The 18077-nt window shown below is 61.8% G+C and carries 17 protein-coding genes; 7 read left to right on the plus strand and 10 right to left on the minus strand.

From position 1 onward, the window contains the following. The first annotated feature begins 6 nt into the window (after positions 1-6). On the plus strand, positions 7-858 hold the full coding sequence (locus GWC77_RS17290) for a carbohydrate ABC transporter permease (RefSeq protein WP_173258912.1): 852 nt from the start codon (positions 7-9) through the stop codon (positions 856-858). A gap of 11 nt (positions 859-869) precedes the next feature. On the opposite strand, the gene tssF is transcribed toward GWC77_RS17290, so the two are convergent. From tssF to GWC77_RS17315, 5 genes are all read right to left on the minus strand, one after another. Then, positions 870-2693, minus strand: a complete 1824-nt coding sequence (tssF, locus tag GWC77_RS17295) for a type VI secretion system baseplate subunit TssF (protein WP_173258914.1) — start codon at positions 2691-2693, stop codon at positions 870-872. 225 nt (positions 2694-2918) lie between these two features. After that, the gene (locus GWC77_RS17300; protein WP_254367014.1) at positions 2919-4850 is read right to left on the minus strand and encodes a bifunctional diguanylate cyclase/phosphodiesterase; all 1932 of its coding nucleotides are present in this window, start codon (positions 4848-4850) and stop codon (positions 2919-2921) included. Then, positions 4847-5368, minus strand: a complete 522-nt coding sequence (locus tag GWC77_RS17305) for a YfiR family protein (protein WP_173258916.1) — start codon at positions 5366-5368, stop codon at positions 4847-4849. Before GWC77_RS17305 ends, GWC77_RS17300 begins: the two co-directional genes overlap by 4 nt. Before the next feature lie 10 nt (positions 5369-5378). Beyond that, complete coding sequence (locus GWC77_RS17310) at positions 5379-7268, minus strand: TonB-dependent siderophore receptor (protein ID WP_173258979.1); 1890 nt, start codon at positions 7266-7268, stop codon at positions 5379-5381. Positions 7269-7756: 488 nt separating this feature from the next. After that, the gene (locus GWC77_RS17315; RefSeq protein ID WP_173258918.1) at positions 7757-8662 is read right to left on the minus strand and encodes a LuxR family transcriptional regulator; all 906 of its coding nucleotides are present in this window, start codon (positions 8660-8662) and stop codon (positions 7757-7759) included. A 126-nt stretch (positions 8663-8788) separates the two neighbouring features. Here GWC77_RS17315 and GWC77_RS17320 point away from each other — a divergent pair, with 126 nt between their 5' ends. Continuing rightward, a complete protein-coding gene (locus tag GWC77_RS17320) occupies positions 8789-9580 on the plus strand; it encodes an autoinducer binding domain-containing protein (protein WP_173258920.1) in 792 nt (263 codons plus the stop codon). 24 nt (positions 9581-9604) lie between these two features. Here the strand turns inward: GWC77_RS17320 and GWC77_RS17325 are convergent, their stop codons facing one another. From GWC77_RS17325 to GWC77_RS17335, 3 genes are all read right to left on the minus strand, one after another. Beyond that, positions 9605-10510 carry a LuxR family transcriptional regulator gene (locus GWC77_RS17325; RefSeq protein ID WP_173258922.1) on the minus strand — a complete coding sequence of 302 codons (906 nt, stop codon included), beginning with the start codon at positions 10508-10510 and terminating at the stop codon, positions 9605-9607. 259 nt (positions 10511-10769) lie between these two features. Continuing rightward, positions 10770-11702 carry an SDR family oxidoreductase gene (locus GWC77_RS17330; RefSeq protein WP_173258924.1) on the minus strand — a complete coding sequence of 311 codons (933 nt, stop codon included), beginning with the start codon at positions 11700-11702 and terminating at the stop codon, positions 10770-10772. 8 nt (positions 11703-11710) lie between these two features. Continuing rightward, positions 11711-11929, minus strand: coding sequence for a heavy-metal-associated domain-containing protein (locus GWC77_RS17335; RefSeq protein ID WP_173258925.1), 219 nt, complete (start codon positions 11927-11929; stop codon positions 11711-11713). A 134-nt stretch (positions 11930-12063) separates the two neighbouring features. Here GWC77_RS17335 and cueR point away from each other — a divergent pair, with 134 nt between their 5' ends. From cueR to GWC77_RS17350, 3 genes are all read left to right on the plus strand, one after another. Next, the gene (gene cueR, locus GWC77_RS17340; RefSeq protein WP_173258927.1) at positions 12064-12504 is read left to right on the plus strand and encodes a Cu(I)-responsive transcriptional regulator; all 441 of its coding nucleotides are present in this window, start codon (positions 12064-12066) and stop codon (positions 12502-12504) included. Positions 12505-12703: 199 nt separating this feature from the next. Next, the gene (locus tag GWC77_RS17345; protein WP_173258929.1) at positions 12704-12850 is read left to right on the plus strand and encodes a DUF3563 family protein; all 147 of its coding nucleotides are present in this window, start codon (positions 12704-12706) and stop codon (positions 12848-12850) included. A gap of 182 nt (positions 12851-13032) precedes the next feature. Next, positions 13033-13368 carry a hypothetical protein gene (locus GWC77_RS17350; RefSeq protein WP_173258931.1) on the plus strand — a complete coding sequence of 112 codons (336 nt, stop codon included), beginning with the start codon at positions 13033-13035 and terminating at the stop codon, positions 13366-13368. Between the two features lie 6 nt (positions 13369-13374). Here GWC77_RS17350 and GWC77_RS17355 read toward each other — a convergent pair whose 3' ends face one another. After that, on the minus strand, positions 13375-14220 hold the full coding sequence (locus GWC77_RS17355) for a 23S rRNA (adenine(2030)-N(6))-methyltransferase RlmJ (protein WP_173258933.1): 846 nt from the start codon (positions 14218-14220) through the stop codon (positions 13375-13377). A 309-nt stretch (positions 14221-14529) separates the two neighbouring features. On the opposite strand from GWC77_RS17355, the gene GWC77_RS17360 reads away from it, so the two are divergent. Continuing rightward, the gene (locus GWC77_RS17360) at positions 14530-15327 is read left to right on the plus strand and encodes a 3-hydroxybutyrate dehydrogenase (protein ID WP_173258935.1); all 798 of its coding nucleotides are present in this window, start codon (positions 14530-14532) and stop codon (positions 15325-15327) included. 16 nt (positions 15328-15343) lie between these two features. After that, positions 15344-16585 carry a patatin-like phospholipase family protein gene (locus GWC77_RS17365; protein ID WP_173258937.1) on the plus strand — a complete coding sequence of 414 codons (1242 nt, stop codon included), beginning with the start codon at positions 15344-15346 and terminating at the stop codon, positions 16583-16585. A gap of 142 nt (positions 16586-16727) precedes the next feature. Here GWC77_RS17365 and GWC77_RS17370 read toward each other — a convergent pair whose 3' ends face one another. Next, positions 16728-17927 (minus strand): amino acid aminotransferase, encoded by a 1200-nt coding sequence (locus tag GWC77_RS17370; protein WP_173258939.1) that lies wholly within the window; start codon positions 17925-17927, stop codon positions 16728-16730. Between the last annotated feature and the right edge of the window lie 150 nt (positions 17928-18077).

The raw sequence follows: 18077 nt of genomic DNA on the forward strand, positions 1-18077 counted from the left end.
AAGTTCATGTATCCGCTGCCTGTCGACAAATGGAAGCCGCTGCCGCGACGGTTCTACAAGATTTCGGTGCCGATAGCGCTCGTGATCTGGATGCTGCCGATGCTTGCAGTGCTGATGACGTCGGTGCGCTCGTCCGAAGAGCTCAGCGAGGGCAATTACTGGGGATGGCCGAAGCATATTTCGCTGATCGGCAACTACAGCGAAGCGCTGACGACCTCGCCCATGCTGCATTACTTCTGGAACAGCGTGCTGATCACCGTGCCGGCCGTGGTGGGCTCGATCGCGCTGGCCTCGATGGCCGGTTTCGCGCTTGCGACCTATCGCTTTCGCGGCAATACGCTGTTGTTTGCCGCCTTCGTGGCGGGGAATTTCGTTCCCGTGCAAGTGTTGATGATCCCGGTGCGCGACCTGACGCTGAAGTTCGGGCTTTTCAATACCGTCGAAGGATTGATGCTCTTTCATATCGCGTTTCAGACCGGGTTTTGCACGCTGTTTCTGCGCAATTTCATCAAGCAGTTGCCTTATGAATTGATCGAGGCTGCGCGTGTCGAAGGCGCCGGAGAATGGACGGTGTTTTTTCGCATCGTATTGCCGCTGATACGGCCGGCGCTGGCTGCGTTGGCCATTCTCGTCTTCACGTTCGTCTGGAACGACTACTTCTGGGCGTTGTGTCTGACGCAAGGCGACGAGGCTGCGCCCATTACCGTGGGCGTCGCTGCGCTCAAGGGGCAGTGGACGACGGCATGGAACCTCGTCTCGGCCGGTTCGATCATGGCGGCGCTGCCTTCGGTGTTGATGTTCTTTGCCATGCAGCGGCACTTCGTCGTCGGATTGACATTTGGCGCCAGCAAGGGGTAACGACCCTAGCGTCAAATCAACGGCGCTGCACCTTCGCGTGGCGGACAACGCCAGATTTCGGCGCCGATGTTTTTCGATACCAGTACTACCTGTACGAAGCTGTTCGCGGGTGCATACGGCGAAAAAAACCGGTCCATCACACCCGCAAAAACACGCAGGCTGCTCGATGCGAACGCATGCTCGTCGACGGTCGCGGTGATCTCGATGCCCCGAACGAATGCGGGCGACGGTTCCATCGCGATCCACTGCATCGTCGGGCGGTAGTCCAGCGACACGATGCCGTCGATATGTGGCGCCTGTGACTGCGATAGCGTCGCGAATTGCCGAAAGAGCTGCTTGAACGCTTCGAGCCCCGCTTGACTCAACTGCAGCGCATGAGGTGTCATCTGACCGATGAGCCGCCACAATGCGCCATCGCCGCGCGGCAAGCGCACCGGCTGCGTCGGCCGCGACAACATCGCTACGTTGCGTCCCAATTCGCTGCCTCCGCTTTGCAGATCGCCCCCGGGCATGCCGACGGGCAGTGAGGCGGGCAGATCCCCGTTCGTGCAGGTCATATCGACACCGAACTCGCGGAACTCGGGCGTTACCGGTGCGCCATCGAGTCCCACGAACATGAGTTCGGTTTGGCCGCGGTTCTCGGCATCGGCTCGCCATCGGTCCCGACGCACGGTCCAATAGGGTCCGGCGAGCTTCTCCGCGCTGCCGTGCATCAGGGAATTGACCGGATGGAGCGCAGTCCTGCGAGCGGGCGAGAGCCCCGCCGTGCTGACGCCATCGACCGAAAAAATCTCGGCCTCCGGTTTGCCCGGTAACGACGGCAGCAGCGAATAAGCGGTCACGTCCGGATTGATCTTGATCGACGCGGCATCGCGTTCGAACACATTGGCGACGGGTGTACAAAACGGCTGGAAGGTACTCGCCCCGATCTTCGCGAGACGCTGCGATGCCCAGGAGTCCTTATGAATTTCGGCGAGCGCGAAGTGGACCGTCACACTACCGCAGGGACCGGTTGTACTCAGCAACGCTGCCAGATCGAGATCGATGAAGTCGAACTTCTCCGGAAACGCAAAATACTCCATGAGCAAACGCAGTGCAGCGGGAGTATCGTCGGACCCCGCGATGAGCGTCTCGCCGTCGTCAAACCCCACCGCGGAAACGGGCAAAGGCTCGATGCGCTTCCAACGGCCCGAACCGTCTGCCTCGACATACGCGGCGACCGTCTTCAGATGCAGCGCATCGTTCAACGTCGCGATCACTTCACGCGCGCCGGCCAAGTGCAAACGCAAGCGAGGCGGTGCCGCGGCGTTGAGCAGGGCGGCTGCGCGCGTGGCCGAAATGCCGAGCGAAACGATTCCCGTCGTTTCGGCAGGCAAGATCGTGCCGGTAGGCGCATGCGGGGACGCGGTGTAGGACCCCTGCGTGACGCGCAGCGGCGCGAGCGTTACGTCGTACGTGCTGCGAAAGCCGCATTCGGTGGCTTTGGCGAGGAATTGCGTACCGCGCGCGATCGTCACCGGAGCGGTCAATTTTTCGAAGACTGCATCGGTTCGGACCTGCGCGATGCAGCATGAAGGAATCGAGCGCAGGTACTGCGGAAACAGTACCTCGATCAACGCTTCCGTGAAATCGGGGTAGTCGTCGTCCAGCTTGACGTCGATGCGTGCGGCCAGCAAAGCGAACGACTGAAGCATGCGTTCGACATGCGGATCTTCCGAGTGCTCGCCCGCGATCGCAAGTCGCGCGGCGATTTTCGGATAGCGTGCGGCGAATTGCTGCAGCGATTGCCGGAGCAGCGCAAGCTCGCGCTCGTAATGCGGAAGCAGCTCTTCCATCTGTTCGAACCGTCGATATTGAAAAGGACCATGCCAGCGAGCGCTTTTCGCATCCCGCTTTGAAAAGGAGACGCTCACGCGTTCGCGCGGGCCTATTATCGGCGATTTGAACCGTAAACTCCAAAACGACGCCGTTTTCGGAAAATGGCGCCGATTTTTATTTTCAGATTCGATCGCGGTTATCGCGGCGATATACCCGGTTCAAACAGTCGCCGTGCTGACCGTTCATTCCGCCAACGTCTTCGGCGACATCCCGGCGTCGTCGATGGCGCGTGGTTTGGCTGCGTCATCGCCCAGCAATTTCATCAGTTGCTCGAACGGCATGGGCCGCCCGGTCAGGAAACCCTGCACGATATCGCAGCCGGATTCGGCGAGCCACGCAAGTTGCGCGGCGTGCTCGACGCCTTCCGCCACCACGGCGATACCGAAACTGTGCGCCATCGAAATAATCGCGGTCACGATGGGTTGCCCCGCATCGGGAAGCGGATGAACGAAGCTGCGGTCGATTTTGAGGCTGTTGACGGGAAACGATTGGAGATACGAAAGCGACGAGTAGCCGGTTCCGAAATCGTCGAGAGACAGTCTTACGCCCGATGCTCGAAGGCGATTCATCGAATCGATGCCCGCATCCATATTCGCCATCAATTGGCTTTCCGTCAGCTCGAGTTCGAGCAGTTGAGAATCCAGCCCGCTTTCGGACAGCACCGCCTTCACCTGATGATCGAATTCCGATTGCCGCAGCTGACGGGCCGAGACGTTGACCGCCACGTGAATGCGCGTGGCCGACACTTCATTCCAATGCGCGGCATCGCGGCAAGCTCTGCGCAGTACCCACTGTCCAAGCGCGACGATGAGATCGCTGTCTTCGGCGATCGGAATGAATTCGGCCGGCGAGACGGTACCGTCGGCGGGGTGCTCCCACCGCACGAGGGCCTCCGCGCCGACGAGCGCGCCGGTTTTGCAATCGAATTGGGGCTGATAGACGAGATCGAGCGCATCCATCTCGATCGCTTTGCGCAATTCGCTTTCGAGTCTAGCGCGCCGCCGCGCCTCGACAGTCATGTTCGGGTGAAACTCGACCGCCGTGTTCTTGCCGCGGCCCTTTGCGGCGTAAAGCGCCATGTCCGCGCTGCTGACGAGCGCGGCGACTTCCCGGGCGTCGTCGGGAAACACGCTCACGCCCACACTCGCGGATGCCACGATACTCGATCGTTGCAGGTTGAACGGGCGAGCGAGCGCACGGGCGATGCGCATTGCCGCCAGGTGCCCCTCGCTCTTGTCTTCATTGATCTCGACTAGTACCGCGAATTCATCGCCGCCGATCCGGCTCACCACATCGGTGCTGCGTACGGCTTGACGCAGCGCAGTCGCGACCCGCGTGAGCAACTCGTCGCCCGCACCGTGTCCCAGCGTGTCATTCACGGTCTTGAAATCGTCGAGATCGACAAGCACGAGTGCGAGACGCGTGCCGACGTAGCTCGGCCGATGCAGCCGTCGGTCGAGCTCGTCGTAGAACGCGCGACGATTCGGCAGCCCGGTCAACGGGTCGGTGGACGCCAGATACTCGAGCTCTTTCTCCGCTTGTGCGACGCGCGCGCCCATTCGCGACGTGACCGCGAACGCGACCCAGACCGCCACCAACGAAGCGGCCGTGAGAAACGCGCCGTAGTGAATCAGTTGAGCGACGACCGCATCCGTCTTGGCGACGAGCACGACTTCGCCGATTGCCTTGCCTTTGACCTGGACTACGGATTCGACGATGACATCGTTGAGCGACCAGGGCCCCGCGTGCATGCGTGCATGCTCGAGCGTGGCTTCGCCGCGCTCGCGTTCGGTGAGTCCGGGCTTCGCGTAGCGGGCGAACACTGCTCCGTTGCTCTTGAAGACTGCCACCGTTTCGACGTAAGGCACCTTGCTCAGCGAATGCAGGACTTCGCCCGCGGCCGGCTTGTCGTCGAACATCAGGGGCGCTGCCGTGTTGTCCGCCACCATCTCTGCAATCATGTTGGCGTCTTCGGTCAGCGATGTCCGCAGCGTCACGGCTTGATAGACGAGGAGTACCAGGCTCGATATGAGCAAGGCGACCCCCACGCGCAGCGTCTTGATCCGGGCCATTTCGCGCGCCGGACTGGGCGTTTCGAGCTTGACGTGCTTCATGTGACGTTCCTCGCAAGCCGAAGCAATTTTGAGCTCAGCCCGAGATGGCGTCGCGCTGCCTCGCTATTGTCGATATCGAAGCGCAGTTGATCGCCTTGGCGAACCAGCAGGACCACGCACGGACCCTCGGGGGCGTCGGGCGTGCGCACGATGAGCAATGGCGAGTCCGCACCCAAGGCGGATTTGATCGCGGTCGATGTCGCCGGGCTGCCATCTACGATCAGTACGTCGCATCCCGCCGCGGTCGAACCTTCCGAAAGGATGCGCAGGTGCCACGTACGCGTCGCCACCTGGCGCCCTTCGAGTTTGGCGAGCGCGGCACCCAGCTCCCCCTTGTTGCTCGAGCAGACCACGAGACTCGTCGAAGCCGAACGCGTCGGAGGCCATTCGGTGAAGGCGGTGAAGTTGAAGATATAGGCTGCTTCGAGTGAAAAGAGATCGACCTGAGCATGTGCCGTCACACGCAGACAGGCTGCGATAGCGAGGACGAACACGGCGGCGGCAAGCTTTCTTCTCATGTGCGGTCCATTAGAACCCGTACACGAGTTTGGCGAGGAACGTGCGGCTTTGCTGCACGATGACGCTTTGCGTGAACCCGGGACCGGCGGGATCGGTAAAGCGCCGGTCGGTGATGTTGTAAATCGAAAACGACAGGTCGGCATGCGGAATCAGCCGCGCCGTGCCGATGCTCAGATTGCCGAGACAGTAGCCGCTCGCATCGCCGGCTTGCGCCAGCCGCGACGATACGCAGCGTAGCTCGGCGCCGACTCGCGCCGAATGGTGAAAGACCGGCACGAACACATTGAGCTTGGCGAGCTGTCGCGGCGAATCCTGCAAGGGCGCGCCGGTATCGCTGTTGCGGGCTCTTTGCCATGAATAGCTCGCCCGGATCGTTGCACCGCCGGCCAGCTGCTGCTCATAGGCGAGCTCCGCGCCGTTGGCTTGGACGCGATCGACGTTCTGAAACTGGAAGATCCCGGAATCGGTAAGGACTTCGGTGATAAGGTTGCGCACGTCGTAATGAAAGACCGACAGTGTGGCATGCCCGGAGTCGCTGACCTTGCGATCGTAGATGAACTCATACGTCGTGATGTGCTCGGGTTTGAGCGCCGGATTGCCGGTCTGGCCGTCCGTTCCCGGAATGGTGTAATACAGCTCGTATGCGTTGGGTGCGCGATAGGCACGCCCGTAGACGAGCTTGAGCGTATCGGCGGCTGTCGCCTTGAAAATCAGTGCGAGACGAGGACTCGCGTTCGCACCGGATACGCTCTCCTCGTCGAACCGCGCACCGGCGTTCAAGGTCAATCGATCCGTAAGCTGGATCTCATCCTCCGCATAGACACCGAAAATGTTCGAACTGCGTTGATCGTCGAGTATCGATTGATACGGGTCGACGTTGTAGTTGTATTGATCGCGTCTCGCGTTGCGCGTCACGCTCATGCCGACGACGATTTTATTGCGCGGCACGCCCGTAAAAGTCGCATGGACGTCGGCGCCGTACCAGATCGCTTTGTCTCCATCGACGTTGACTACGACCGGGGCCGTTCCGTACAGCGACGGCATGCGGTAGTCATAGCGTTCCCAGTAAATCTCGGATGCAACCTCGAGACTGCCCGAGAAGGCATGACGGTAGGTTGCGTTGGCGAAGGTGTGCGTATCGCTCGTACTGTCCGGCGCGTTGAAGTTGGCGCCATAGGCTGCGGTCGGCACACCTTTCGTTCGGTTGCCGTAGCCGGCACTGAACACGAAATCACGATAGGCGAATTTGGCGAACAGATATTGCGCGCGATCGTAGTCGAGTCCGTTGGCCACGCCGTTGTTCTGGTCAGGCGTGTCGAACTCGCCGTAGTAGAGGTCTTGCCCGCTGCGGACGTACGACGTGGCCGACAGCAGCAGATCGGCCCCGTTGCTTCCATGCCAGCCATAGCTCGCGCGTGCGCGCTTTTCGCCGAAGCTGCCGACAGAGACAGCGGTTTGGGCGCCGCCCAGTGCTGCGCCCTTTTTCGTCACCACGTTGATGACGCCGAAGAGGGCGTTCGAACCGTACACCGCCGATCCGGGGCCCGGCACGTATTCGATTCGCTCGACCAGATCCATGTCGAGCGGAAAGTCCGTGCCGATCGAAGCTTGGTCGTAGACGGAATCGTTGAGGCGCATTCCATCGATCAACAGCAGAAAGCGGCTGTTGTAATCGCCCGGGCGGCGAAAACCGCGCGCTCCGAGATAGTCATAAGTCCGGTCGTACGAGACATAGAGCCCGGGCAGCGAGGCGAGTGCATCGGAGAGCTTGCGCCAGCCGAAGTTGCGAATATCGTCGGCGGTCAGTATGACGGCGGCCGCGGGTGCTTCCGAAACAGGTTGCTCGAAGAGGGACGCCGTACTGACCACCTTGACGTTCATGAGCGCTTCGAGCGGCATCGATGCAAGCGCGTCGGCGGTCAGCGGCCCACTCTCGGGACCAGATTGCGGCGGCGCAGCAACGCTCTCGTTCGACCCGACGACAATCGGTACAACGGCCAGGGTGAAGCGAACGATGAGCGCGATACCGCGTTTGAGTTGTCTGGGGACCATTAGAGCAAAGTCATAAAGCCGGTGGCCGATCGAAGACGTGCCTCCTTCACTTAACGGCAGAGCGGTACCGGTTCTTGAGCTTGGCGGGCGCGTTCGAAGGCGCTGCTGCGCGCCAGGAAGAGATCGCGCGTGTCAATAGGCGGAGTCCTCGATCGACCTGGGCACCGGAAGCCGCCATCCTGGACCAGAGCCGACGCGAGACGGCCCGACGCACGGCCAGCGGGGTGCGAGACTCGACGTGACGGTTGGGAGTCCTAACGACGTCGGCAGCGGCCGGTAGGGACCGGCGCGGGCAAGCGTACTTACGTACGAACGCCGCTGCTTGCCGTGACCGCTCAGATCAACTCGAGCTTGGAGGTGAGGTAGGTGAGTTCGATGCGATTCGCTACGCCGAAACGTTTGCGTAACTTGCGCAGGTGATAATCGACATTATGTGCGCTCGTGTCCAGGCGGCGGCCGATTTCCTTGTCGGACGCACCTTCGGCAATACCGATCAGCAATTCGCGCTCGAATGGCGTCAAACTGTTCGCCGCACAGCTGCGCGCGGCTGCGGTCAATTGCGGCAATGCAAATGCATGGACCGACAGCGCAATCGACAACGATTGCTCGACCGTTGCGGACGTGATCCAGTCCCGGGAGCGGCGCGGTGCGGTGAAGCTCATGAAGGCGCTCAACCGCGTGCCGGGGATGGGCATCGCGAACATCAGGCCGCTGCACATACCGTCGTCGCGCATGGTGCTCAGAAAGCCGTCGACTGCTCGATGCTCCGTGGTGCCGACGTTCGATCCGATGCTTTGCTCGCGCAGATGGTACAAGTCCCAGACCATCGGAGCATTGACGCGCCGCGCAGCGAGCGTGCGCGGATCGATCTCGTGATAGCCTTGCTTCACGTAGTCGCCGCGATAGGTAGGAGGCACGAACGCCTCATGCAGGAAGAGCCGCTCGACTTGCTCGACGTTGCTCTCCAATGCGAAATAGGCGAACGTCGAAAAACCGACCAGATGCAAGAGGCCGTTGATCATGCGATTACGCTCGGCAGCGGTGCGCGCGCTGGCCAGCGCGCCCGCGATGCCGAGGGACGGGCAAGGTTGATCGCCCGCACTCGTTTGTCGTGGGTCGTTGCACCAGACCACATCGATCGAATGTTGCTGCGAAGTTGGCGTTTCGGACTGCTGAGCGTCGAATGAACGAGGTGAGGGCGGGAACGACGACGCGTCCTCGCGCAATGCGGCGTGATGCATCGATGAGCCTCCGGTCGAGATTCGCGTTGCGCGCCACGTAACGCGGCGCGGTAGTGCCGGTTAGTGCGTGTAACTTATGGTAATGATAATCAGAAAATCGCATACCGGCACGCGAGGCGTACCCTGATGACAGATGTCGACGAATTCCCGACGCTCGTATGGTTTTCGCAGGCCGACGCGTTGGCTCATCTGCACGAGATCGACGCGAGCGCCGATGTCGACCGTGTCGCATCGGATCTGCTCGCGTGTCACGAACGCCTGTTGCACATGGGGTTTCACATGCTCAATTACGGCGCGTTCGAAATGATAGGCCGACGGGTGCTGCGCATCTATTCGATGAGCGATTTAGCGGATATCTCGTTCTCTCGCCTTTATTGGAAACACCGGTTATACGAAAGCGACCCGCGCTTTGCGGCGCTTTGGCAAAGCGGATTGCCGGCGACATGGCAGGTGGGGCAAGTCACAGCGTATGCGGAGCGGACCGGAGACTCAAGAGCGCGCATGCTTTCAAACAGCCTGCGATCGCATGAAATGAACGCGGGATTGACGCTCGGCTTGCCGGCACCGCAGCCCGATTTGCGCGTAGCGGTCAATCTGACCTCCCGAGCGCACGAGATCGGGTGGATCAACGACCGCACCGTGGGCGGCGCATTGACGATCGCCCTGACCGTGCACCGCATCGTGCAGCCTTATATCGACGCTTGTGTCCGGCGCACGCGGGAGATCGTGCTGAGCGCAGATCAGGCCGCAGTTCTCGAGCGGCTCGTCAAAGGGCTGTCGGATCAGGAGATCGCCGCTGCAACGACGAGTTCGCTGCACAAGGTCGCCTCCCAGGTGCGGGCACTGCAAAAGATGTTCGGGGTCGAGAACCGCGCGCAACTCGTGTATCGCGCGGCGCGCTGGGGTTGGGGACGCTAAGCGTGCGTTGAGCGAACGCTCGAGTCAAGCCGCCTGAAGCCGTCCGGCGAGATAGGCGAGCTGGCTGCGATTGCGTGCACCCAGCTTCTCGCGCAGTTGCCGCAAGTGATAGTCGACGTTGTGCACGGTCGTATCGAAGCGGGCTGCGATGGCCTTATCGGACAGTCCCGCCACGACCGCCGACAAGATCCGTTGCTGCAACTCGGACAACCCATTTGTGGCCTCGCGCCTGCACATCGCCTGGATGTAGGCCGAGCAGCGTTGGTGCAACGACAGACCGAGTCCGATGGCCTGCGCGATGACGCTGTCCGTGATCCATTCGCAGTGCTCCGGCGCCCCCGCAAAAACGATGATTGCGCGCATCGGCGTTTGCGAGATCGGTAACCCGAATGCGAGGCCGCTGGCAAGGCCGTGCGCACGAAGCTCGTCGAAATGGCGACGGACCTGCGAATCGAGCGCGTCGTTACGCGACGCGTCCAGGATCGAACGGATATCCCAGACATGAAGCCGGCTCGAGTCGAGTGCACGCCGCATTTGCGGATCGCGGAGAAAGTAGCCGCCCTCGAGCGCCTTCGGCAACAAATCGCTCGCCAGGTAATCGCGCAGCAAATAAGCGCGCTCGGCCTGGGCCTGGGCGTTGAGTTTCAATGCCGCGTACCCGAGGCCCCTGAAGCCCACGATGTGAAGTACGCCGCGGATCATCCGGATCCGTTCCTCAGCCGTTCGCGCCGCGCTGAGTTCGGCCGCGAGAAACGTCGTATCCGCCGCTCCGTCGGCGCGCGACAACGGGGGCAGCGCCGCTTCGTCGAAATACCGGGTATCGCAACGCGGCGCGATCTCCCGGAGCATCGCGGAGCCCGTCCGACGCACCGGCGCGGGTGGGAGCGGTTCGAGATCTTCGCCTTCTTCCACTACCTCGAGGTAAGACATGCGGAATTCCTATATGGGCCGAGGCACGTCGCTTGTGGCACCGAGCCGCAGCGCGCGACGAGCGCGCGGTTGAGGCTGCTCGTCGTAGCGACTCGCCCTCATGAAAAGGATTGTATTGAGCGCGCTGGCGATGTGTAGCCCGGTATTTCGTAGTGTTTGGCACCCGTCCCCTACGTAGTTGCCATGCAATTACGGAAACACGCGAGCAAGGATGCCGGGCGGTGCGTTCGTCGGCGCGCGTGTCAATAATACTGTGTTTTTATACAGCATCAAGTCGGCGCATTGGATCCAGGGCCAGATATCGTTCCAGCACGCAGTTGAGCGCGTCGTCGAATGGCGTGCGGCAACCGATCCCGAGCGCTTCGAGACGACTTGCGTCGAGATGGCAGTCGCGCGGCCGGGGCGTGGAATCGACGCTCGATGCCACCGGCTCCAGGCGCGCATCGAGCCCCAGGGCGCGGGCGATTCGCACGGCGATATCGAATTTGGTCATCGGCTCGTCACCGGACCAATGGGCGCGGCCGCATACGGCGGCCCCGCTTGCGGCGCGCTCCAGCAGGCCACGAATCACGTAAGCCACATCGCCGGTGAACGTGGGGTAGCGTGTGGCCCAGGCATCCATGCGGGCGGCAGGCGCGCCTGCCTTGGCGGATGCGACGACAGCCGGCACGAGGCTCGTCACCGCCGATTCGGTCAAGTCGGTTGCGTGGCCGAAAAGCAACGGTAGCCGAAGCACACAGCCGAAATCCGTGGCCTGCGCCAATGCGTGCTCCCCATCGAGCTTGCTGTGGCCGTAGGCGTTGAGCGGGCAGGGCGGATCGTCGACGCGATACGGTGGCCTCGTGCCGTCGAACACGTAATCGGTCGAGATCGACAAGACCCATGCATCGTGGCGCCGGCCTGCCGATGCGACCGCCCCGACCGCATCGACGTTGAGCGCGCGAGCGAGTGCCGGATCGCTTTCGCAAACATCGGGGCGGCGCTCAGCTGCCGCAATGACGATGGCGTCCGGCGATGTTCGCGCCATGAAGGCGTCGATCGCCGCTGGGTCCCGGATGTCGAGGGACGTCAGCGCGCCTCCCGCTCGACGATGGGCGGTACCAATCACGCGCCAATCCGCCCGCTCGGCCAGCATTTCCATGACGGCCCGGCCGACCAGCCCCGAGCCGCCGATGACCGCGACGGTAAACATGCGGTGCCTCAGCCCTGATCGGCGACGGTCTTTGCTTCCTGGACCGTATAGCCGGCTTCATCGATCGCGGCCGTCAGAGCCCCGATATCTGCGCTCGACGTGACCCGCACACGTCCCCCCGCGAGATCGACATCGACCTGTGCGGCGGCATCGACCGCCCGCACCGCTTGGGTGACAGCTGAAACACAATGCTGGCAGTTCATGCCTTCGACATGGAATTCAATCATTCGGTGTCCTTTCGAGGTAAGTGGGCTCGAAGCGCGAACGCCGGATCCTTGCCGGTCGCCTTCACGCTTGCATCGAGCGTATACCTTGCCATAGTGGGAAGGTATACGCTGTCTTTACGAATCGGGAGGTATCGATGAATATCGGCGAAGCTGCGCGCGCGTCGGGCGTGAGCGCAAAAATGATCCGCTATTACGAGCAGGTGGGGTTGCTCGCACCCCGGGGCCGCAGCGAATCCGGTTATCGGCTTTACGGTCAGGCCGAGGTGCATACGTTGCGGTTCATTCGTCAGGCGCGACGCTTGGGTTTTTTCGTCGAAGATATCCGGAAGCTGTTGGCGCTTTGGCACGATCGATCCCGTGCAAGCTCAGAGGTCAAGGCGATCGCACTCGAGCACGTCGGTGAACTGGACAGGCGCATTGCCGAACTCAAAGAAATGCGAGACGTCTTGGCGCACCTGGCGCGTCATTGTCACGGCGACACGCGCCCGGACTGCCCGATCCTCGAGGAACTTGCGAGCGATGACCCCGCCGCCTCCCGAGAAAGCATCCCCGCATTTGCTGCAAAGGTCATGTGAGGGCATGGAAAAAGCGACGCCCACGTGCACCATAAATGTGCATTCTCGACGAAATGGACGGCGGGCGGCACCATTCCAAAGCGGAATGCACGTCATTCGTGCATTTCACTGGCGACTTTCCTTTGCCGCTATATAATCCGGGTTAACCCTTTTACGGGAAATCCCTAGCTTCACGATTTCCCGACCCCGGAGAAACGTCATGCTCGCCTACATCATCGAAAAGCTCAGCAACTGGTTCGAATCGGCCGAACGCACCCGCCGCGAAGCGTATCTCGCCTCGTCGTCCGATATCGTCGATCTCGAAAAGCGCCTGCGCGCCCTCGAAAGCAACGGCTATACGCTGTAATCGTGCGATCGCGGCACGCACGGCATCACTGAGTGCTCCCAGGTCGCCGAGGATGGTCATCACAATTTGCGTCGGCTCGAACCGGTGTTTCGCGCGTTTCCGGTAGCCGGAACGTCCGGGCCGCGCTAAGGTGTGAGCGTCACGTACGCGTTTTGCGTCGCGCGCCTTGTGGATAGTTTTCCATGCACCTCTCTTCTCTTTTCTCCGCGCCCGCGCGTTCACTCGCGGCGGTGGTCGGACTCTCGATTGCCGTTGTAGCGAGCCCCGTTCTGGCGGACTCGGACCGCGCACCCGTCGTGCTCGATACTCAAACGGGCATCCACGACGGCAGAAGCGGCCTTGTATTGCAAAACGCTCCGCTTGCGCGCCAGGCGATGGTACCCACGCAGCCCGCGGCCACGCTGCCGGAGATGGCGCCGCAAGCACAGCAGCCTATCGTGGTTGCACCTTACATTGAATTGCCCGGTGGGCCGGACCGGCGTGCGGTGTACCGGCAGCGCCCAGCCGTAGGGCAGTGACGCGCGCTACGACACGCGCGCCTCGATCTCGAAGCGCGCTTCGCCGTCCTCGCCCAGCACATCCTTCAGAAACGGCAACATCTCCCGCACTGACGCAGCGAGCGTATAGGGTGGATTGAGAACGAACATTCCGCTGCCGTATAGTCCGAAGCCGTCCGATGGCGGCCGGCTTACAGTCAAGCTCACATGTAGCCAGTCCGTGCTTTGCAGGCGCTTCAGTTGCTCCGCGAAGCGCTGCGACTCCGGGCGTACCACCTGCGGATACCAGACCGCGTAGACGCCCGTGGCGAACCGGGCGAGGCTTTCCTCGAGGCACGTTATCGTGCGCGCATAGTCGCGCTTGTCTTCATAGGACGGATCGATCAGCACGAGGGCGCGCCGCGGTGCGGGCGGCAGCAGGGCCTTGATGCCGTCGAATCCGTCCCCGGCGTAGAGCATCGCGCGACGGCCCGCGTCGCGGAAGTTGTGGCGCAGCACCTCGATCTCAGTGCTATGCAGTTCGAAAAGGCGCATGCGGTCCTGAGGGCGCATCAAGCGCCAGGCCAGATACGGCGAGCCGGGGTAAAGGCGCAGTTTGCCATCGGCATTGATGGCGCTCACTTGCTCGACGTAATCCGCAAGCGCGGCTGGCAAGTCGTTGCGATTCCACAGTCGGCCTATGCCCGTTTCGAATTCGGCGGTCTTGGCCGCGTAGCCTTCGGTCAATGCATAGACGCCCGCACCGGCATGCGTATCGATGTACCAGTAGGGCTTTTCTTTTTGACCGAGATAGCGCAGCAACTGTACGACGACAGCGTGCTTGAGGACATCGGCGTGATTGCCGGCGTGAAACGCATGGCGATAGCTGAGCATGGCAAATCGAACGAGAGTTGAACCGCGACACGAGACTCGCGCCGACAGCATATGGGTGCGCCGCATTGCGTCCTGCAAACGAGCGCGTCATTGTACGCGAGCGATTCCCGTGCAGGTTCGAGTGCGTCGCTCGGATTCGAGCGGCGACGAGGCGCCGTCGAACAAATCGCGACGCGCCTGCCGTCCCTTCATGCACAATAGCGAAGTCGATCCTGACGCGCGAGTCGACCGGACGGCAGATGCCATTCGGCCAGGTTGTCCCGCATCGTGCGTCATGGTGTCATTGTGCTCGAGTCGATGGAGATCTGAATGTCCTCGTTGAATAGCAATTTGAACGGTAAGGTCGCGGTCGTGACAGGCGCGGCAAGCGGCATTGGCAAAAGCATCGCGCTGACGTTTGCTGCGAACGGCGCGGCCGTCGGCATTGCCGACTTGAACATTGTCGGCGCGCAGGCCGTGGCGGACGAGATCGAAAAAGCCGGCGGCAAGGCGCTTGCCCTTGCGATGGACGTGACCGACGAAGCCGCTGTCACCCAGGGCATCGATGCGGTGGCCGAGCGGTTCGGTTCGGTCGATATACTGGTGTCGAATGCCGGCATTCAGATTGTCAATCCAATCGAAAACTACTCGTTTGCCGATTGGAAGAAAATGCAGGCGATCCACGTGGACGGCGCGTTCCTGACAACGAAAGCGGCACTCAAGCATATGTATCGCGACGATCGCGGCGGCGTTGTCATCTACATGGGCTCGGTCCATTCGCACGAGGCTTCGCCGCTGAAATCCGCTTACGTCGCTGCCAAGCATGCCTTGCTCGGCCTGGCGCGCGTGCTGGCGAAAGAAGGCGCCCCGCACAACGTGCGCTCGCATGTGATTTGTCCTGGCTTCGTGCGTACGCCGCTCGTCGACAAGCAGATTCCCGAGCAAGCGAAGGAGCTCGGGATCAGCGAGGAGGAGGTGGTCAAGCGAGTCATGCTGGGACAGACCGTGGACGGCGTTTTCACGACGGTCGAGGACGTCGCGCAAACTGCATTGTTCCTTGCAGCGTTCCCCAATGCGGTCCTGACGGGGCAATCGATCGTTCTCAGCCACGGTTGGCACATGCACTGAAAAAAAAGGAGCCACGATGGCCGAGCACAACGCTCAGCCGTTGCGCGCGCAGACGGAGTCTCCGTCCCGAGAAGGACATGTGCGCGCACGGGAGCAGGAAACAGCCGAACGGCCGCGCATCGCGTTGCCGCCTTACGAGACGATCGCGCTGGTTTTGCAAGGTGGCGGTGCGCTCGGTGCTTATCAGGCTGGCGTCTACGAGGGTCTGCACGAAGCCGGGATCGTCCCGAACTGGATAGCAGGCATTTCGATCGGGGCGATCAATACCGCGATCCTTGCCGGCAACGCACCCGAGCGTCGGGTCGCGCGGTTGCGAGAATTCTGGGAAACCATTTGCCAACCGGCTTACGGGGTGCCGCTGCCGCCCGCGGTCGAACAGGCATTCTTCGATTCGACCGAGGTGGTGCGGACCGCATTCACCGCCATGCAGGCGGCCAGTGCGCTCGTTGACGGGCAAAAGGGGTTTTTCGTTCCGCGTGTGCCGCCGCCGTTGCCGTTTTCGGTCGGCACGCCCGATACCGCGAGCTGGTACGACACCGCTCCGCTGAAAGCAACGCTGGAGCGTTTGTGCGATTTCGACAGAATCAATGCTGGCGAGACGCGCGTCTCGGTGGCAGCTGTCAACGTCAAGACCGGTAACTTCGCCTATTTCGACAATCGGGATACGAAGCTGCGGGCGGAGCACTTCATGGCATCGGCATCGCTGCCGCCCGGTTTTGCCGCCACGGAGATCGACGGGGAGTTTTACTGGGACGGCGGTTTGATGTCGAATACGCCGCTTTCGGAGGTCGTCCAGACAACGCCGCGCCGCGACACGCTCGCCTTCCAGGTCGATCTATGGAGCGCGCGCGGCCCCGCGCCGAATACGCTCACCGATGTTCAAAGCCGCATGAAGGATATTCAGTATTCGAGCCGCACGAGGCTCGTCACGGATATGCTGCAGCATTCGCAGCGGTTCAGGCATGTGCTGCGCGAAGTACTCGCGCGCGTATCGCCCGAGCATCGGGACGATCCTTGGTGCAAGCTTGCCGAGGAGCTTGCGACTTCGCGTCGCTATAACGTATTTCAGCTCGTCTATCGCGACAAGGAATTCGAGGGCAACTACAAGGATTATCAGTTCGGGCTCTCGACGATGCGGCTTCACTGGGAAAGCGGCTTGCAGGATATCCGCGCGAGCCTGGCGCAGCCCGGATGGCTCGATATGCCCCAGAACGACGCCGGCTTCGTTACGCACGACATCCACCGCGATTCACGATGACCCTTGCCTCGCAGCCGTCCCCGGGGGATGGGGGTAGCCGATTTGGCGCTTTCGTTCAATAAAAAACGGCACGCAGCGAGCGTGCCGTTCAGCGAAGCAGGCGCCGGGCCGCGCGCGGATGGCGCGGCCAGCAGCGCTTGAATTACTTCAATACATGAGCGATGGCATTGGCCACCGTATCGATGTTTCGCATGTTGAGGGCGGCGACGCAGATGCGACCCGTGCCGACCGCATAGATGCCGAACTCGTCGCGCAGGCGATCCACCTGAGCCGCATTGAGTCCCGAATACGAGAACATGCCGCGTTGCGCATTGACGAAGCCGAAGTCTCGCGCGACGCCGGCAGCCTTCAAGCGTTCGACGAGTCCGGTGCGCATGGCCCGGATGCGATCGCGCATCTCGCCCAATTCCGTTTCCCACGTCGCGCGCAACGCTGGCGTGGCCAGCACGCTCGCGACGATGGAACCGCCATGCGTCGGCGGGTTCGAGTAGTTCGTGCGGATCACGCGCTTCAATTGCGACAATACGCGCGCAGCCTCATCCTTGCCCGTGGCGATGACCGACAACGCACCGACGCGCTCGCCGTAAAGCGAAAACGACTTTGAGAAAGACGACGAAACGAATGCGTTGAGCTCGGCATCGGCGAACAGGCGCACGGCGAATGCGTCTTCCTGGATACCGTCACCGAAGCCTTGATACGCGATGTCGAGAAACGGTACGAGCCCGCGTGCTTTCACGACTTCGACGACCTGCTTCCACTGGGCTTCGCTGAGATCGACGCCGGTGGGATTGTGGCAGCAGGCATGCAGCACGACGATCGTGCCTGCCGGGTAGCTGTTGAGCGCATCGAGCATCGCCGGAAAATTAACGCCGTGTGTCGCGGCGTCGTAGTACGGATAGGCGACGACCTCGAAGCCCGCGCTTTCGAAGAGGGCACGGTGATTTTCCCAGCTCGGATCGCTGATGGCGACCTTCGCGTTCGGTTCCACGCGCTTCAGGAAATCCGCACCGATCTTCAATGCGCCCGTACCGCCGAGTGCCTGCACCGTCACGACGCGCCCGGCCGCGATGAGCGGCGAGCTTTCGCCGAGAAGCAGCTTTTGCACGGCTGCGTCATAGACGGCGATGCCGTCGATCGGCAGGTAGCCGCGCGGCAGCGCGGCTTCGACGCGCGCTTTTTCAGCCTCGCGCACCGCACGCAAAAGCGGAATCTTGCCTTCTTCGTTGGTATAGACACCGACGCCCAGATTGACCTTCGTCGGGCGGGGATCGGCGTTGAAGGCTTCGTTGAGGCCGAGGATCGGATCACGGGGGGCCAGTTCGACAGCGGAGAAGAGTGACATGGTCTGTATCGGCTGAGTAGAAAAGCGGCGGCTTCGTGCACGCCGGCAGCAGTTGGCCCGGGATCATGGGCGAAGAGCTTGCACCGACGGCGAGCGCTGAAGTTCGTAATTGTAACGAATCCCGGGCCGAGGTCGGGGCCTTTTGTGCCC

The sequence above is a fragment of the Paraburkholderia sp. NMBU_R16 genome (assembly GCF_013282575.1).
GTDB lineage: Bacteria > Pseudomonadota > Gammaproteobacteria > Burkholderiales > Burkholderiaceae > Trinickia.

What these genes read in the sequence shown, in the direction of transcription:
- GWC77_RS17290 (WP_173258912.1), top strand. Translation starts at nt 7, where the DNA reads ATGTATCCGCTGCCTGTCGACAAATGGAAGCCGCTGCCGCGACGGTTC.
- tssF (WP_173258914.1), bottom strand. Translation starts at nt 2,693, where the DNA reads ATGGAAGAGCTGCTTCCGCATTACGAGCGCGAGCTTGCGCTGCTCCGG.
- GWC77_RS17300 (WP_254367014.1), bottom strand. Translation starts at nt 4,850, where the DNA reads ATGAAGCACGTCAAGCTCGAAACGCCCAGTCCGGCGCGCGAAATGGCC.
- GWC77_RS17305 (WP_173258916.1), bottom strand. Translation starts at nt 5,368, where the DNA reads ATGAGAAGAAAGCTTGCCGCCGCCGTGTTCGTCCTCGCTATCGCAGCC.
- GWC77_RS17310 (WP_173258979.1), bottom strand. Translation starts at nt 7,268, where the DNA reads ATGCCGCTCGAAGCGCTCATGAACGTCAAGGTGGTCAGTACGGCGTCC.
- GWC77_RS17315 (WP_173258918.1), bottom strand. Translation starts at nt 8,662, where the DNA reads ATGCATCACGCCGCATTGCGCGAGGACGCGTCGTCGTTCCCGCCCTCA.
- GWC77_RS17320 (WP_173258920.1), top strand. Translation starts at nt 8,789, where the DNA reads ATGACAGATGTCGACGAATTCCCGACGCTCGTATGGTTTTCGCAGGCC.
- GWC77_RS17325 (WP_173258922.1), bottom strand. Translation starts at nt 10,510, where the DNA reads ATGTCTTACCTCGAGGTAGTGGAAGAAGGCGAAGATCTCGAACCGCTC.
- GWC77_RS17330 (WP_173258924.1), bottom strand. Translation starts at nt 11,702, where the DNA reads ATGTTTACCGTCGCGGTCATCGGCGGCTCGGGGCTGGTCGGCCGGGCC.
- GWC77_RS17335 (WP_173258925.1), bottom strand. Translation starts at nt 11,929, where the DNA reads ATGATTGAATTCCATGTCGAAGGCATGAACTGCCAGCATTGTGTTTCA.
- cueR (WP_173258927.1), top strand. Translation starts at nt 12,064, where the DNA reads ATGAATATCGGCGAAGCTGCGCGCGCGTCGGGCGTGAGCGCAAAAATG.
- GWC77_RS17345 (WP_173258929.1), top strand. Translation starts at nt 12,704, where the DNA reads ATGCTCGCCTACATCATCGAAAAGCTCAGCAACTGGTTCGAATCGGCC.
- GWC77_RS17350 (WP_173258931.1), top strand. Translation starts at nt 13,033, where the DNA reads ATGCACCTCTCTTCTCTTTTCTCCGCGCCCGCGCGTTCACTCGCGGCG.
- GWC77_RS17355 (WP_173258933.1), bottom strand. Translation starts at nt 14,220, where the DNA reads ATGCTCAGCTATCGCCATGCGTTTCACGCCGGCAATCACGCCGATGTC.
- GWC77_RS17360 (WP_173258935.1), top strand. Translation starts at nt 14,530, where the DNA reads ATGTCCTCGTTGAATAGCAATTTGAACGGTAAGGTCGCGGTCGTGACA.
- GWC77_RS17365 (WP_173258937.1), top strand. Translation starts at nt 15,344, where the DNA reads ATGGCCGAGCACAACGCTCAGCCGTTGCGCGCGCAGACGGAGTCTCCG.
- GWC77_RS17370 (WP_173258939.1), bottom strand. Translation starts at nt 17,927, where the DNA reads ATGTCACTCTTCTCCGCTGTCGAACTGGCCCCCCGTGATCCGATCCTC.